This window comes from Bradyrhizobium sp. LA6.1, from assembly GCF_040547805.1.
Taxonomy (GTDB): domain Bacteria; phylum Pseudomonadota; class Alphaproteobacteria; order Rhizobiales; family Xanthobacteraceae; genus Bradyrhizobium; species Bradyrhizobium barranii.
Genome location: NZ_JBEPQK010000013.1, coordinates 22,678 through 37,407 on the forward strand (window position 1 = coordinate 22,678; position 14,730 = coordinate 37,407).

At 65.0% G+C, this 14,730-nt stretch carries 20 protein-coding genes; 8 read left to right on the forward strand and 12 right to left on the reverse strand.

Annotated elements, in window-relative coordinates; all coding sequences use genetic code 11:
- Positions 1-96: 96 nt before the first annotated feature.
- The 6 genes from ABIB99_RS27760 to ABIB99_RS27785 form a co-directional block, all read right to left on the reverse strand.
- The gene (locus ABIB99_RS27760; protein ID WP_208084535.1) at positions 97-711 is read right to left on the reverse strand and encodes a hypothetical protein; all 615 of its coding nucleotides are present in this window, start codon (positions 709-711) and stop codon (positions 97-99) included.
- Between the two features lie 120 nt (positions 712-831).
- Positions 832-1,764, reverse strand: a complete 933-nt coding sequence (locus ABIB99_RS27765) for a MerR family transcriptional regulator (RefSeq protein WP_354178425.1) — start codon at positions 1,762-1,764, stop codon at positions 832-834.
- 72 nt (positions 1,765-1,836) lie between these two features.
- Positions 1,837-2,604 carry a peptidoglycan editing factor PgeF gene (gene pgeF / locus ABIB99_RS27770; RefSeq protein ID WP_354178427.1) on the reverse strand — a complete coding sequence of 256 codons (768 nt, stop codon included), beginning with the start codon at positions 2,602-2,604 and terminating at the stop codon, positions 1,837-1,839.
- Positions 2,601-3,719 carry a class I SAM-dependent methyltransferase gene (locus tag ABIB99_RS27775; RefSeq protein ID WP_354178429.1) on the reverse strand — a complete coding sequence of 373 codons (1,119 nt, stop codon included), beginning with the start codon at positions 3,717-3,719 and terminating at the stop codon, positions 2,601-2,603. The genes pgeF and ABIB99_RS27775 overlap by 4 nt, the downstream gene beginning before the upstream one ends.
- 21 nt (positions 3,720-3,740) lie before the next feature.
- Positions 3,741-4,586, reverse strand: a complete 846-nt coding sequence (gene lgt / locus ABIB99_RS27780) for a prolipoprotein diacylglyceryl transferase (RefSeq protein WP_354178431.1) — start codon at positions 4,584-4,586, stop codon at positions 3,741-3,743.
- A gap of 14 nt (positions 4,587-4,600) precedes the next feature.
- On the reverse strand, positions 4,601-5,332 hold the full coding sequence (locus ABIB99_RS27785; protein WP_354178433.1) for a dienelactone hydrolase family protein: 732 nt from the start codon (positions 5,330-5,332) through the stop codon (positions 4,601-4,603).
- 167 nt (positions 5,333-5,499) lie between these two features.
- On the opposite strand from ABIB99_RS27785, the gene ABIB99_RS27790 reads away from it, so the two are divergent.
- The 4 genes from ABIB99_RS27790 (at position 5,500) to ychF (ending at position 8,492) form a co-directional block, all read left to right on the forward strand.
- Positions 5,500-5,760, forward strand: coding sequence for an accessory factor UbiK family protein (locus tag ABIB99_RS27790; RefSeq protein WP_354178435.1), 261 nt, complete (start codon positions 5,500-5,502; stop codon positions 5,758-5,760).
- 199 nt (positions 5,761-5,959) lie between these two features.
- On the forward strand, positions 5,960-6,676 hold the full coding sequence (locus ABIB99_RS27795) for a 50S ribosomal protein L25/general stress protein Ctc (protein ID WP_071909565.1): 717 nt from the start codon (positions 5,960-5,962) through the stop codon (positions 6,674-6,676).
- A 58-nt stretch (positions 6,677-6,734) separates the two neighbouring features.
- A complete protein-coding gene (pth, locus tag ABIB99_RS27800; protein WP_063985552.1) occupies positions 6,735-7,340 on the forward strand; it encodes an aminoacyl-tRNA hydrolase in 606 nt (201 codons plus the stop codon).
- 54 nt (positions 7,341-7,394) lie between these two features.
- A complete protein-coding gene (gene ychF / locus ABIB99_RS27805; RefSeq protein ID WP_028151572.1) occupies positions 7,395-8,492 on the forward strand; it encodes a redox-regulated ATPase YchF in 1,098 nt (365 codons plus the stop codon).
- 151 nt (positions 8,493-8,643) lie between these two features.
- On the opposite strand, the gene ABIB99_RS27810 is transcribed toward ychF, so the two are convergent.
- The gene (locus tag ABIB99_RS27810) at positions 8,644-8,940 is read right to left on the reverse strand and encodes a DUF4282 domain-containing protein (protein WP_063985551.1); all 297 of its coding nucleotides are present in this window, start codon (positions 8,938-8,940) and stop codon (positions 8,644-8,646) included.
- A gap of 181 nt (positions 8,941-9,121) precedes the next feature.
- Between ABIB99_RS27810 and ABIB99_RS27815 the strand changes: the two genes are divergently transcribed.
- From ABIB99_RS27815 to ABIB99_RS27825, 3 genes are all read left to right on the forward strand, one after another.
- Positions 9,122-9,574, forward strand: coding sequence for a MaoC family dehydratase (locus ABIB99_RS27815; RefSeq protein ID WP_354178439.1), 453 nt, complete (start codon positions 9,122-9,124; stop codon positions 9,572-9,574).
- Entirely contained in the window at positions 9,574-10,053 is a 480-nt protein-coding gene (locus ABIB99_RS27820; RefSeq protein WP_247315418.1) for a MaoC family dehydratase, read from the forward strand. The genes ABIB99_RS27815 and ABIB99_RS27820 overlap by 1 nt, the downstream gene beginning before the upstream one ends.
- A 199-nt stretch (positions 10,054-10,252) precedes the next feature.
- On the forward strand, positions 10,253-10,399 hold the full coding sequence (locus ABIB99_RS27825; protein WP_166103493.1) for a hypothetical protein: 147 nt from the start codon (positions 10,253-10,255) through the stop codon (positions 10,397-10,399).
- A gap of 42 nt (positions 10,400-10,441) precedes the next feature.
- Here the strand turns inward: ABIB99_RS27825 and ABIB99_RS27830 are convergent, their stop codons facing one another.
- From ABIB99_RS27830 to ABIB99_RS27850, 5 genes are all read right to left on the reverse strand, one after another.
- The gene (locus ABIB99_RS27830; protein WP_014492018.1) at positions 10,442-10,579 is read right to left on the reverse strand and encodes a hypothetical protein; all 138 of its coding nucleotides are present in this window, start codon (positions 10,577-10,579) and stop codon (positions 10,442-10,444) included.
- Between the two features lie 484 nt (positions 10,580-11,063).
- A complete protein-coding gene (locus tag ABIB99_RS27835; RefSeq protein WP_071909569.1) occupies positions 11,064-11,486 on the reverse strand; it encodes a hypothetical protein in 423 nt (140 codons plus the stop codon).
- A 216-nt stretch (positions 11,487-11,702) separates the two neighbouring features.
- Positions 11,703-12,626, reverse strand: coding sequence for a hypothetical protein (locus tag ABIB99_RS27840; protein WP_354178442.1), 924 nt, complete (start codon positions 12,624-12,626; stop codon positions 11,703-11,705).
- 398 nt (positions 12,627-13,024) lie between these two features.
- Positions 13,025-13,465: a nuclear transport factor 2 family protein gene (locus ABIB99_RS27845; RefSeq protein WP_354178444.1), complete on the reverse strand. Its 441-nt coding sequence runs from the start codon at positions 13,463-13,465 to the stop codon at positions 13,025-13,027.
- 237 nt (positions 13,466-13,702) lie between these two features.
- Positions 13,703-14,155, reverse strand: a complete 453-nt coding sequence (locus ABIB99_RS27850) for a nuclear transport factor 2 family protein (protein ID WP_354178446.1) — start codon at positions 14,153-14,155, stop codon at positions 13,703-13,705.
- 293 nt (positions 14,156-14,448) lie between these two features.
- Here ABIB99_RS27850 and ABIB99_RS27855 point away from each other — a divergent pair, with 293 nt between their 5' ends.
- Entirely contained in the window at positions 14,449-14,685 is a 237-nt protein-coding gene (locus ABIB99_RS27855) for a hypothetical protein (RefSeq protein ID WP_354178448.1), read from the forward strand.
- The last annotated feature ends 45 nt before the right edge of the window (positions 14,686-14,730 follow it).

A 14,730-nucleotide genomic window follows, 5' to 3' on the forward strand; every position in this document is an offset into this window, starting at 1 on the left:
GCCTGCAATGGCAACCCGGCATGCTACGTTTTCCCTCCGAAATCCTGAGTCGGGCCAACGGTTTGGCCGCAACTTGGGGCCGTGGTTTCGCGGGGGTTATCGCTCGGCGTAGCCGAGCGCCGAGGCCGGCATCTCGGCCGCCGGAGCCTCCGGGATCACGCTGGCCACCGCCGGGCCCCGCAAGCCGGGAACAGTGCCCGGCGCGTCCGGGGTTCCGTTGATCATGTTGGAAAGTCCGCTGAATCCGGCCTGGGCGATCTTCCGCAGCACCAGGTCGTCGGCGGCGCCCCAGGGATCGCGGCCGCCCTTGGCGGCGGTCAGTTCCTCGCCGGAGAGGCGCAATGCCCGCTGCTGGTTGGCGTCGTAGACGTCCCAGACCCAGGCGATCACGGTCTTGCCGCGCACGATTTGGGCGGAGAGGTAACTGCGCACGCGATAGGCAGCCGTTCCCTCGCGGGAGACGACGGACAGGCTGCGCAGCTTGGATTCGCTGTCGAGCACGCCGACCATGCGGTCGAACACCTGCGGGGGCGGCCCGTCGATCGATTCGAAGGCCACGGTCGCCCCTGAGCCGGTACTCGGCGCCATCGCATAGGAGTTGGCGGCACCGCCGCCGCCGGCGCAGCCGCCAAGCGCGACCGCCGCCGCCAGCAGCATGACCGCCAGCACACGCGAACCCGCGCGGCCCAGGATGAATGACGCGTCCCTCATTATGGAGGGCAGCGATATCGTTAAAACGCATTAACGTCTAGGGCGGGAATGCTACATGGGCCTCTGGAGCGCATCGCGGCCGGGGCCGGTGGGCGACCCGGCCGCGATGTGCATGCTCGCTCAGGCTGCCAGATGATGGCGCATCGCAGCCTGGATCCACACCCATTCCCGGTTTGGGCTGGTGTCCGGGGACTGCCCTCTCATGATGGCCACCAGTTCCCAATAGCGGTTCGCGCGAGCATCGTGCCGGACATATTTCGTGCGCATCCAGTTACGGAAGCCGGCGTCGGGCTTCTGGTTCATCAGGCGAGCCGAGATCTCCAGCCAATCCCGCGCCAGCTCATTGGCTTGCGCGGATGACGGTTCAAGCCCCTGTTCGATGGCTTGGTTCGCCCTGAGCACTATGGCGTCGCTTGCTTCCTGACAGGCCTTCATATCGATGACCTCGCGATCCCAGACATCGCCGGCGTTGGCTCGCATATTGGCGATGAAGGAGGGATCGCTCAGGAGCGCTGCAAGCTCGATCCATGCGTCGCATTGCTCGGGCGTTGGCGCGTCGGGCAGTTCCGGGACGGTCGCTTCCACCATCTGGCGGACCCATTCCTGATCGATGTTGATGCCGTCGGACACTCTTTCAAAAAAGCGTTCAACCACGTTGCGTCGTTCCACGCGGGACAGTTGCGTCATGCTCCAAAATCTCCTCAGATCGGCTTCGGTGAGTTGCGGTGAACGCAACGCAGCCCGCAGCGCGGCGGCGACGCGGCGCTGGGCGGCGATCTCCGCCTCCAGCGCTTCGAGCCGCAGCTTCAGAGCCTCGGCAAGCGACAGCTCCTGGCAGAGGACCTCTCGGATCGCATCCAGGCCAAGGCCGGCATCACGGAGACAGCGGATGAGCTCCAGTCGGACAAGTTCGCTATCCGTGAAGACGCGGTAGCCGCTCGCAGTTCGGTCTGCCGGCGGCAACAATCCCTCGTCCGAATAGAAGCGAAGCTTGCGGACCGAGATGCCGCAGAGCCGTGCCGCTTCGCCGATGCTGTAGGTGCGTTGCTTCATTCCGCGTTTCTGCGGTTTCCAGCAGGTGGAGAGTCAAGGCCGTTTTGAAGCAGGAACGAAGCGACGGCCAGCTTACCCCTCGAGCGCGATCGCGTGGATGTGGCGGCCGTAATCCGGCTCCTTGCGATGTACCGAGCGGCGATAGCTGAAGAAGCGCTCGTCGGCATAGGTGTCCAGACCGAGATCGTCGATCATCAGGATGCCGGCGGCTTCGAGCCGCTTCCGGATGAAGCCGGCGAGGTCGAACATCGCGTGTCCGGCGCGCACCGACGGGATGAAGAACATGGAGTTGTCCGCGTCCGCCTCGATGAAGCGCGCCACGAACTCGTTGCCGACCTCGTAGCTGTCCTGCCGGATCAAGGGGCCGATCGCGGCGATGATGCCGCTGCGCGTGGCACCGAGCTTCTCCATCGCCGAGATCGTCGACTCCAGCACGCCGGTCAGCGCGCCCTTCCAGCCGGCATGGGCACCGCCGATCACGCGCGCGTTGGGGTCGACGAACAGCACCGGCCCGCAATCGGCGGTGGAGACGCCGAGCGCGATGCCGGGTGTTTTCGTGACCAGCGCATCGCCTTTCGGCCGCGGTCCGCTCGGCCACGGCGCTTCGGCAACGAGGACATCGGGCGAATGGATCTGGTGCAGGCTGATGAAGCGCTCCGGGGCGACGCCGACATGCTCGGCCATGCGGCGGCGATTCTCCGCGACATGCGCCGGATCGTCGTTGGAGCCGAGCCCGCCATTGAGCGCCGAATAAATCCCGCCTGAGACACCGCCCTCGCGGGTGAAGAAGGCGTGGCGCAGGCCGGGCACGGCCGACAGCAGCGACGAAGCAAGCGTCATGAGGCGCCTCCGGCCCGTTCGAGATCGCTGAGGCCGGCGATGCCGGTCAGCCGCGGTTCGGAGATGCCGAGCACCTTGAACATCGAGCCCATGCCGCTGCGCCCGGTATCGGTCAGGCGCTTGAGCGCCACCGAAATGTCGGTGGCGACGTCAGGCGTCGCCTTCTGCATCAGGGCAGCCGCGCGGGTATCGATGCCGACGCGCTTGAGGAAATCGCCCTGCGTCACCGGGCCGTGCACACGGGCGCCGACATCCTCGGCCGCGCGCGCCAGGGCCTGGAAGTCGACATGGGCGGTGACGTCGGCCTGGCCCGGCGCCTTCAGGGGATCGGTGAAGGTGTGGCGCGCGATCGCCTGGAAGGTGTCGCCGGCATCGCTGCGCAGATGGCCGTAGTCGATGATCAGCGCCGCGCCGTCCTGGTCGCGCACGCGCGTGGCGAGCTTCATGATCTCCGCATCGGGCCGCCATTCGAACACGGCGCCGACGGGAGCGGCGCGCACCAGAGGCGGCAGCAGCACGTCGAAGCGTGGCGTCGGGTCGGCGGCCGCGCCGAATTGAAGCTTGCCGTTGGGATCGATCTCGATCACGCGCTCGTGCCAGCCGTTCTCGCGCTTCACCATCTGGCGGATCGGCAGCACGTCGAAATATTCGTTGGCGAGGATGATGCTCGGGCCTTCCGGCACGTCGTCGATGCTGTCGTGCCAGGCGATGTTGCGCACGCCCGCCAGCGTCGCACTCTGCCGCTCGCGCAGCACGGGATTGACCTCGACCATGTGGACGTGAAGCGCCTGGTAGAGCGGCGGCAGCACGCGCAGTGCGCGCAGCGCATCCGCCATCATGGTGCCGCGGCCGGGGCCGAGCTCGATCAGCCGCAGGAATTGCGGCGAGCCCATCTGCTTCCACACCGAGGCGGTCCACAGCCCCAGGAGCTCGCCGAACATCTGGCTGACCTCGGGCGCGGTGGTGAAGTCGCCTTCGCGCCCGAGCGGATCGCGCGAGACGTAATAGCCATAGCGCGGATGCATCAGGCACAGTTCCATGTACCGCCAGACCGGCATGGGGCCCGAGGATTTGATCAGCGCCCTGATCTCGTTGAGTAGCGGCTGTTCGGTCACGGTCTGTCTTCTCGAAAGGAATTAACTGATAGCCCCGGCGGGCTTCGGCGCGCCGCGCCTGATAGCCAATACAATAAGTATGAGGCCTACAATAAGCATCGGGATCGACAACAGCATGCCCATGGTTAATCCGCCCCAGAGGAAGCCGAGCTGGACGTCCGGCTCGCGGAAATGCTCGCCGGCGATGCGGGTCAGGCCATAGATCAGGATGAAGGCGCCGAGGATCATGCCGGGCCGCTTCAGGGCGCCGAAACGGATCATGATCGCGAGCACGGTGAACAGCAGGATGCCCTCCATGCCGGCCTCATACAGCTGGCTCGGATGGCGCGGCAGCTGCGAGGGATCGTTCGGGAAGATCATCGCCCAGGGCAGGCCGGGGTCTGCGGCGCGGCCCCACAATTCGCCATTGATGAAATTGGCGATGCGCCCGAGCAGCAGCCCGACCGGGGCGACCGCGGTGGTGATGTCGCCCAGCGACAGGATCGAGATGCGGTTGCGATAGGCAAACCACATCACCGCGACGACGCAGCCGAGGAAGCCGCCATGGAAGGACATGCCGCCCTCCCACAATTTGAAGATCGCGGCGGGGTGATCGATGAAGAAGGGCAGATTGTAGAACAGCACGTAGCCGGTGCGGCCGCCGAGAATGATGCCGAGCGTGACCCACAGGATGAAGTCGTCGATCTGCACCAGCGACATCGGCGCGGGGCCGCTCCACAGGCGCTCTTTCTTCAGCAGCGAGCGCGCATAGAGCCAGCCGAACACGATGCCGCTGATATAGGCCAGCGCATACCAGCGGATCGCGAACGGACCGATCTCGATCGCGATCGGCTTGAAGGCGGGAAAGTCGATGAGCAGAAAGGGCATCAGGCCTTCTAGACTTAAACGAGATTGCGGCGATAGAGCGCCAGCAGACGCTCCCAATGCCGCTCGGCGGCGTCGCGGTCGTAGACCGGGCGCTTTGGGAAGGCGAAGCCGTGATGCGTGCCGGGATAGATCTCGACCTCGGCTTTCGCACCGGTCATGCCCTGCTTGACCTTCTCGATGACCTCGGCGGGCGCGTAGATGTCGGTCTCGGCGCAGGCGAAATAGAGCTCGGCCCTGGTCTTGCCGGCGGCGAGATGCGGGCTGTTGTCTTCGTTGGTCGCCAGATGCGTTCCGTAGATCGAGGCGGCGGCCTTGACGCGGTCGGCAAAGTGCGTGGCCGCGTTGACGGCGTAACGGCCGCTCATGCAATAGCCGACGGTGCCGACGATTTTCGTATTGGCAGCCGTCTGGCCCTCGGCATAGGTGAGCAGGGCCCTGGTGTCCTCCATGATCATGGGAATGTTGAGCGAGGCCATGAGCTGGAACATGCGCTTGCGCTCGGGCGCGTTCGGATCGGCCGGCAGCGCGCCGAGCTCCATCACGCCGGAGCGGTAATAGAGGTTCGGCAGCATCACGTAATAGCCCGAGGTGGCGAGCCGGCGCGCCATGTCGCGCAGCTCCTCGCGGATCGCCGGCGCATCCATGTAGAACAGGATGACCGGAAACGGCCCGCCGCGTTCGGGATGGGTGATGAAGGTTGCGGTGTGGCCGTCCTTGGTGGGAATCGCGATCTGCTGATCGATCATCTCGTGCGCCTTCTGATTCTTGTTATGCAGGGACGTTGAATACGATTGCAAGGAAACCGGGGCATGACAAGGATACCGCCGATCGGCCCTTGAACCGTTTCGCTCGGATTGCCATTGTCTTTTCGCGCGTTCGCGCAAAGTTTATCTGAGGCCGCCAGGAGACCGACATGACCCAGACCAACAACCGGTTTTTCGACGAGATCGGCCGCCTGATGAACGACGCCGCCGGTGCCGCCCAGGGCGTCAAGCGCGAGTTCGACACCGTGATGCGCACCCAGGCCGAGAAATTCCTGCGCGACATGGACCTCGTCAAGCGCGAGGAGTTCGAGGCGGTCAAGGACATGGCCCGCCTCGCCCGCGAGGAGAACGAGGCCCTGAAGGTGCGCATCGTGGCGCTGGAGGCCAAGCTCGGCGGAACGCCGACGTAAGGCCGCCGCTCTCGCTTACCCTCCCCCTCCAGGGGAGGGTGGGAACCCCGCCGGGCGGGCCATTCTCCTTGTCATTTCCGCATCTTCCGGGTAAAAGCCCGCCAAGTTCGCGGCCCCCGCACCCCTGGAGGCTTGCTGCGAACTGCACCATGGGCCGCGCTGCGGCCCATTAACTTTTGCAAAAACAAGGACTTAGACTATGGCGACGACCGTCAAGGAATTGAAGGCGACCGCACGTCCGAAGAGCGGCAAGGGGGCCGCCCGGGCTGAGCGTCGCGCCGGGAAAGTGCCCGGAGTGATCTATGGCAACAAGCAACCCCCACTCCCGATCTCGGTTGACGATCGTGAACTGCGCCAGCGCATCCTCGCCGGCCGGTTCCTGACCACGCTGGTCGACATCGACCTCGAGGGCAAGAAGCACCGCGTGATCCCGCGCGACTATCACCTTGATCCGGTCAAGGATTTCCCGATCCATGTCGACTTCATGCGTCTCGGCGAAGGTGCCACCATCCGCATCAGCGTTCCCTTGCATGTGGTGAAAGCGGAAGGTTCGCCCGGCGTGAAGCGCGGCGGCGCCGTCAACATCGTCGCGCATTCGATCGAGCTCGAATGCGGCGTCGAGAGCATCCCGCAATTCATCGAGGCTGATGTCGGCTCACTCGAAATCGGTCACTCGCTCCATCTGTCGGACATCAAGTTGCCGGCCGGCGTGAAGGCGCTGACCCGCGAGGACGCGACCCTCGTCACCATCGTGCCGCCGTCCGGCTACGCCGAAGAGCAGAAGGCCGCGGCTGCGGCTGCAGCTCCGGGCGCTGCTGCGGCTGCTCCGGCGGCTGGCGCTGCGGCTCCGGCTGCGGGTGCTGCTGCTCCGGCTGCGGCTGCCAAGGCTCCCGCCGGCGGCGACAAGAAGAAGTAATCTCTCAAAGCTGGCGCGCGGTCCTTGATCGCGCGCCGAGCGAGGGGCGCGCCGCGTCATGCGACTCTTTGTTGGGCTCGGCAATCCCGGCGCTAAATACGCACGTAACCGGCACAATGTCGGCTTCATGGCCGTCGACGAGATCGCGCGGCGTCATGGTTTCTCGCCATGGCGCCGTCGTTTTCAGGGCGAGACCTCGGAAGGTGCGATCGGCACTGAGCGCGTTATCCTGCTCAAGCCGACGACCTACATGAATGACTCGGGCCGCAGCGTTCAGGAGGCGGCAAGCTTCTTCAAGATCGCGCCGGGCGACGTCACCGTGTTCCACGACGAGCTCGAACTGCCGCCGGGCAAGGTGCGGGTGAAGATCGGCGGCGGCATCGCCGGCCACAACGGCCTGCGCTCGATCTCCGCGCATATCGGCAACGACTATCGCCGGGTCCGGCTCGGCATCGGTCATCCCGGCGTCAAGGAACTGGTGCACGGCCACGTGCTGTCGGACTTCGCCAAGGCCGACAACGACTGGGTGGCGACGCTGTGCGAGGCGGTGGCCGAGCACGCGGCACTGGTTGCCAAAGGCACGGACGCGACCTTCGCCAACAGGGTGCATCTCGCCATGCAGGCGAAGGGCTTTTTGACCAAGGACGAGAACGGCAAGGAATAGGGCGCCGTTTTCTCCGTCAAGCGCGGCCATGACGAATACGGATAGAGGACGACCATGGGATTTAAATGCGGGATCGTCGGGTTGCCCAATGTCGGCAAGTCGACCTTGTTCAATGCGCTGACCGAGACGGCCGCGGCGCAGGCCGCGAACTATCCGTTCTGCACCATCGAGCCGAATGTCGGCGAAGTCGCCGTGCCCGATCCGCGGCTCGACAAGCTCTCGGCCATCGCCAAATCGGCGCAGATCATCCCGACCCGGCTGACCTTCGTCGACATCGCCGGCCTCGTGCGCGGCGCTTCCAAGGGTGAAGGCCTCGGCAACCAGTTCCTCGCCAACATCCGCGAGGTCGACGCCATCGCGCATGTCGTGCGCTGCTTCGAGGATTCCGACATCACGCATGTCGAGGGCAAGATCGCCCCGCTCGCCGACATCGAGACCATAGAGACCGAGCTGATGCTCGCCGACCTCGACAGCCTCGAGAAGCGCGTCGACAACCTCACGAAGAAAGCCAAGGGCAACGACAAGGACGCCAAGGAGCAGCTCGACCTCGTCAACCGCACGCTGGTGCTGCTGCGCGAGGGCAAGCCCGCCCGCCTCGTCGAGCGCAAGGCGGAGGAGGAGCGCGCCTTCGGGATGCTCGGCCTGCTGTCGTCGAAGCCCGTGCTCTACGTCTGCAACGTCGAGGAAGGCTCGGCCGCCACGGGCAATTCGTTCTCAAAGGCGGTGGAGGAGCAGGCGGCCAAGGAAGGCGCCGTTGCCGTCGTCATCTCCGCCAAGATCGAATCCGAGATCGCCACCATTTCGCGCGAGGAGCGCGCCGACTTCCTGGAGACGCTGGGTCTCGAAGAAGCCGGCCTCGATCGGCTGATCCGCGCCGGCTACACCCTGCTCGACCTCATCACCTATTTCACGGTGGGCCCGAAGGAAGCGCGTGCCTGGACCATCTATCGCGGCACCAAGGCGCCGGGGGCGGCCGGCGTGATCCACACCGACTTCGAGAAGGGCTTTATCCGCGCCGAGACGATTGCGTATGAGGACTATGTCGCGCTGAACGGCGAAGCCGGCGCCCGCGATGCCGGCAAGCTGCGTCTCGAAGGCAAGGAATACGTCGTCGCCGACGGCGACGTGATGCATTTCAGGTTCAATACGTAAGACGCGAAAGAGCGGTGCTGTAGGGTGGGCAAAGCGACTTGTCCGCCGTAGCTCGAAGAGCGAAGGCGGAAGCGTGCCCACCACGTCTCTCTCAAATCGCGGAAGGATGGTGGGCACGGCGCTTTGCGCCTTTGCCCACCCTACGGCCGCCTCACCGCGCCCCGCCGCCCTGGTCGCGGATCGCGCCGAGATGCTCGTTGATGCGGAAGACGATCAGGATCAGCTCCGCGGCGATGCGCGAGAACACGATGCCGACGACGATGCTCGCGATCGACGACAGCAGCACCAGGAAGCCGCCGAACGGGCTGATCGCCATCGTCGCGAGACCGGAGAAGATTCCGGAAAGGCCGAACAGGCAGATCAGTGCGATCACCAGCCAGTAGAAGGTCTTGATGATCGTCGGCGTGATGAAGCGGTCCCATTGAAACAGATCGCTGAATGAAAACATTGCTCTCCCCAAGGCAAATCGAGCCTTCAAATCGGGCCTTGCACGTGGATCCTGGCCCTCGGTTGATCCGACTCAAGACCAACGCCGGCGCCTCGAATGTAGCACGAGCCATGCGGGCCGGCGGGTTGAGATTGCCGCAAAGTGCGGCCACAATCTGTCATTCCCTCAAAGCATTCCCGAGATGACCCTGACCTTCGAAGATTTCCCGCCCGGCCGGTTCGGAACATTCGGCCCGCGCCATGTCACCCGCGACGAGATCTTGGCTTTCGCCGCCGAGTTCGATCCGCAGCCGATGCACCTCGATGAGGAGGCCGCGGCCAAGAGCATGCTGCGCGGCCTGTCCGGCTCGGGCTGGCACCTCTGCTCGCTGATGATGCGGATGATGGCCGATGGCTTCATCACACGCGCCGCTTCGCTCGGCTCGCCCGGCGTCGACGAGGTGCGCTGGCTGTCACCCTTGCGGCCCGGCGACGATCTCATGCTCGACGTCGACGTGCTGGAGGCGCGCACCTCGAAGAGCCGGCCGGAGCTCGGCATCGTCAAGTTCAAATGCACGGTGCGCAACGCCAAGGGCGAGGCGCTGTGCGAGATGACCTCGCCGATCCTGATCAAGCGGCGCGAGGGAGCAGTCTGATGCCCTTCTTCGAGGAGATCGAGATCGGCCACCGGCGCGAGATCGGCGCCTACACGTTCACCGCGGAGTCCATCAAGACGTTCGCCGCAAAGTTCGATCCGCAGCGCTTCCACCTCGACGAGAAGGAAGGCGAGAACTCGCTGTTCGGCGGGCTCGCAGCTTCCGGTTGGCACGTCGGCTCGGCCTGCATGAGCCTGCTTGTCGCGGACGGCCAGCGCCTGGCGCGTGAGGCCGCTTCGCGCGGCGAGGAGGTCGCGGTGTGGGGGCCGTCGCCGGGCTTTCGCGACCTGCGCTGGATCAGGCCGGTGCTCGCCGGCGACACCGTCGCCTACGTCAACGAAGTCATCGACAAGCGCAGCTCCGCCTCGCGCCCCGGCTGGGGCATTCTGACGGCCCGCACCACCGGCACCAACCAGCGCGGCGAGGAGGTCTATTCCATCACCGCCAGCGCCTTCGTGCCGATGCGGAAGGGCGGTTAGACCTGTTCCAAGATGAACAGTCCAAATGTGTGCGCGAGTGTTGCCCGCGCGCTATGGACGCGATTCCGGGCGGCTGCCATAAGCCTGCTCAACATGATGACCCGCGAAGCAGTTGGCGGAACCATCGAGTTGCTAACCAATTATGAACCTGTCGCTGTCTAATTGAAACGAATTGGGCAGAGAACAGGGGACGAGGACCATGGCAGACCGCGGCGCACTCAAGCTGGTGGGATTTATCTTTGCGACCGCGACGCTGGCAGTGATGCTGGTCGCCGGCATGGTGGTGAAGGGCTATGCCGATGGCGGCTACACCCTGGAAGCCTCGACGGTCGACGCGAGCCGTTAAGGGCTCGTTAACTCTTCGGGGCCGGACGTCCGGCCTCCGCCGTCAGCGGCTATAGACGAACGCCAGCACCGCGATCGCCACCGCCAGCAATCCGACGAAGCGCAGCATGATCGTGCCGAACTGGTTCGGCGCGGGCCGCAGCGGGATAGGGTCCGTATTGTCGGGCCGAATGCTTTCCATCTGAAATGTCCCCAGGCCCGGCCGCAAGGCTGCGGGCGCTTGGCATTGGTCGGCGCTGGGGCGCGGAGGTTCAAAGTGAACCGGGTCGGCTGCATTGACTGTGTGAACGCATGTCCACTGCCCCAATCTTTCGCAGCCACACCCTCCGCTGTCATGCCCCGGCTTGCCGCCTTCGCTGAAGCTTCGGCGGCCGGGCGAGCTTGTGGCCCGGCGTAGCCTTGGCGGAGCCGGGACCGGGGCATCCAGTACGCTGCGGCGTCTCGGCTCTTGCCTCATTGTCTCTGGAATACTGGATCGCCCGATCCCGTCTCCGCCAAGGGCTTCGCCGGGCCAAGAACTCACTCGGCCGCCGAAGCCTTAGCGAAGGCGGCAAGTCGGGCGATGACACCTATTGTAGGGAGCTTGTGCGCATCCAACTCCCCACGAATCAAAACCGCCGCGCCCCTTGCGGAACACGGCGGCTGGTGATGCTTGACGTGAGTGATCAGCTGTTGCGCAGGCCGTCGGCGGCGCGCTTCCACTGCGCGACGTTGTCGGCGATCATGCGGGTCGACTTCATCGCGGCCTGGCTGAGCTGGGCGTAGCCGGAGATCTCGCGCTGGACGCGCTGGCCTTCGGCATGGAGCAGGTCGCGCAGGCTCTCGAGCTCGGAGATCAGGTTCTCGATCTCGGCGAGCGAGGTGCCGGCGACGCGCTGGATCAGCGAGTTGACGTTGGTGACGGTGGCTTCCGCGCTCGGATCGAGCGGCGGCGTGTCGGTGGTTCCCGATGCCGGCCGGCGCAGATAGGCGATGTCGTTGCGGACGAAGTCGCGGATGCCGGCTTCGACTTCCGTCACTGCGGCGAGGTTGGTGTCGACCGTCTCGGTCTCGGTGGGTTCGGTCTTTTCCGGACGCATGGCGTTCATCGTTATTCCCCTGTTCGCGTTGAGCGCAGCGCGAGTGTCCCCCGCACGACGAGTTCGGTCATCCGACTAGGGCGTCGGATTTTGACCGCAACTTGGCCGAGATACGGCAAGGGCGGACGATTCGGGGGCTTTGCCGTGGCGTATGGTTACGAGAGTCTGAACTGCTGGGAAAACGAACCTATCCCGGGATGATGGGAGAGGGTGGGTGCTGGACTGCTACCAGCTCTTCTTGAAGCCCGCCGTCAGGCTCTTGTTGATCGCGCCCTGCGAGGTCTCGCCGACCGAGCCGGAGACGGTGACGTTGTCGAACAGCTTTTGCTCCGCGCCGACCTTGCGCAGCCATTTGTCGTCGGTGGTGGACAGCGACTGGCCGGCGGTGATGCTGGTGCCGGTGTCGGTGAGGGTGACCTTGGCGCTCTGCTCGGTCTCGTAATTGCGCGTGACGTGCCCGCCGATGCCGGGCACCGCGGTGTTGCCCTGCTGGTTGACGCTATAGCCGTTCTGAAGCGTCAGCGACGTGTCGCTCGAGAGCGGCACCGACTTGATCAGCGACGCCCCGATCTTGCTCTGCTCGGCGCCGGGATCGACACGGGCTTCCACCGCGGTCTTGTCCCAGATCGAGCCGGCGCCCGGCGCGGTCGCCGCCGCCCAGGCGCTGCCGGAGGATTGCGGCAGGCTGCCGCCATTGGTGGCTTTCTGCGCCAGCAGCTCGGACATCGTCCGCGGTTCGCTCGTCACCGTCATGTCGGCGCCGATGCGGGCGTCCCAGAACGAGGAGACCGACTGCTTCACCGTCACCGCCGAGGAGCCGTTGGCGTTCGCGTTTGACGACCAGTTCAGTCCGTCCTTGGCGGCGGCCTGGGCGCGCTTCTTGGCGGCCATGACGTCGTTGCCGGTGCCGGCGTCGACCGCGAGCTGGCTCCAGTCGAGCTTGTCGACGTCGATGCCCTTTAAAATGTCGGGGTCGTTGACGTCGGGGGCTGCGGCGGTCTCTGTGGCTTCGGTCTCGGCCTCGTCGTCAGGCGCAGCCGCCGAGAAGGGCGGAATGATCTGCGCCGAGACCGTCAGAACCGAGCCCAAAATGAATGCGGCCGCCAGCACCGGCAGCCTGGTCCAGCCAAAACCTGTCGAGAATTCCATCGTCCTGCCCGCGAGCCCAGCGCATGCTTGCCGCCACTATAATGCGGCCTTCGGTGATGACCATGCGCCATTCGGTCCGCTCAACACATGGTGATCTATCGTTGCGAAATTGTGGCGGCTCGCTTCGGCCAGGGCATGATCCGGCCAGAGCATGATCCGGACCCGAAGGGCCGCGCCGGCGCAAAGTGTGCAGCGGGTTTTCCCTCGCGACAAACGCGGAACGCGTTTGCGCGGAGATCATGCTCAAACCACTGGAATGGCGAACCAACGGGCCGCGCGAAAGGCGCGCCCGATGACGAGCTTCGCCACGACGGCATCCGGCGGGGCTGGAGGCCAGGACGCGGGTCGGGCGAGCATCAATCATCGGTCCCGGCAAGCGGGGCCCGTTGGCGTCCCCCTCAGCCGACGCGGGTCATCTTCGGCAGATGAATGGCGCGGCCGAGTGCCTGTTCAACCAGATCGAAGGTGTCGACCAGCACGCGCATGCTGATCAGCTTGCCCGCCCTGAACTGGGCGAACTGTGCGACCCGCAAGCTGATCGGCTTGTCGGAGTCGAGCGCGGTCAGCGAATAGCGCAGCATCGAGGCGGCGGAATCCACGCCGAGCATGATGCTCTCGCGGTCGAAGCGGCGGACATGGAAATTGTCGGCGAGCTGGCGGATGACCTCGAGCACGGCGTCCCGGCCCTGGCGCGCGCCGAGGAACGGAAACATGTCGATCGGGCCGTAGATCGCCCACTCGACGTCCTCGTCGATCAGGGCCTCGATGTCCCTGAAATCCCGGTCGTTCACCGCGCGATGCAACGCGCGCGAGAAACGCCAGAGGCTGTGCTCTGTCATTTGGGGGCGTCCTGAAGCTGGCTTGCAGAAAAAACGGAAAGCAACCCCATGCACAGAAAAGGTGCGGGGGCCGCTCAACTCATTCGTATACAAATAAAATAGGCGATTTCGGCCAAAACGCAATTCACGTTTTCGCAATGCACAATTGATGCGGGTTTGTGAGATTTACAACAGAACCCCGTAATCTCCCGGTCTCTGCTTCACCTCTCCCCGTAAGATCGAGGCGACGGAGAAGGGTCATCCTCCGTCTACCCGCGCGCCCACGATCAGCGGCCCGATCTCCCGCTCCAGCACCTGCTGCACCAGATCGTAGGAATCGATGATCTCGCGGATCTGCGCCACCAGTCCGCCCCGGAAGCTGTAGAACACCGCCATGTCGAACTGTACGACGCGATCGTTGCTGCGCTTCTTGAAGTAGGTGTGCATGTAGGTCGCGACCTCGTCGCCCTCGGCGAGGATGTGCGGCGCCTTGTAGCGGATTTCGGAATAGCGCGACCAGACCGTCTGCCACAGCTCGCGCAGCTCCTGCTTGCCGTGACGCGGCACCATGTGCGGCAGCACGTCGATCGGCGCGTGGGTGAGGAAGTCGACGTCGTCGGTGCAGCACGACAGCGCGGCCTCAATATCGCCGCGAGCAAAGCTATCCAGCAGATGCAGCACGCGTTGCCTGTTCAGCGATCCAACCGTCATGCCGCTCCCGCCCTCGTGGGGTGTCGATTGCAAACGTCAATGCGCGCTCTGCGGGTCCATCAATCCGCAAAAACAAAGGTGTCCGGATCATATGACGCGCCGATGCAAGGCCCGGTTCATGAAGTGCAATTATGGGTTGCGTGCGTAGCTGTCTGCACGAATTTGAGCGGGTTCTCGCGCCCCGCATGACGCCGCGTGCATGCCGGCGGGCGCGTCCCGCCACGCCCGGCACACGGGAACCCGCGCCCGTCGGTGCTCGTTGAGACACCGAAACCGATCCGGAGACATCGATCATGAAATCCTCGCTTCTCACCGTCGCCGCAGCACTTCTGATGCTGGGCGCGACCTCCGCCGCCAACGCCAAGGGCTGCATCAAGGGCGCCGTGGTCGGCGGCGTCGCCGGCCACTATGCCGGTCATCACGGCGTCCTGGGCGCCGCCGCCGGCTGCCTCTACGGCAGGCATCACGCCAAGGAGCAGGAAAAGCAGCAGCAACAGCAGGGTCAGGTGAACGGGCAGGGGAAGCTGTAGGCGCGAACGGCACCACATGCTCCCTCGTCATTCCGGGGCGCGCAA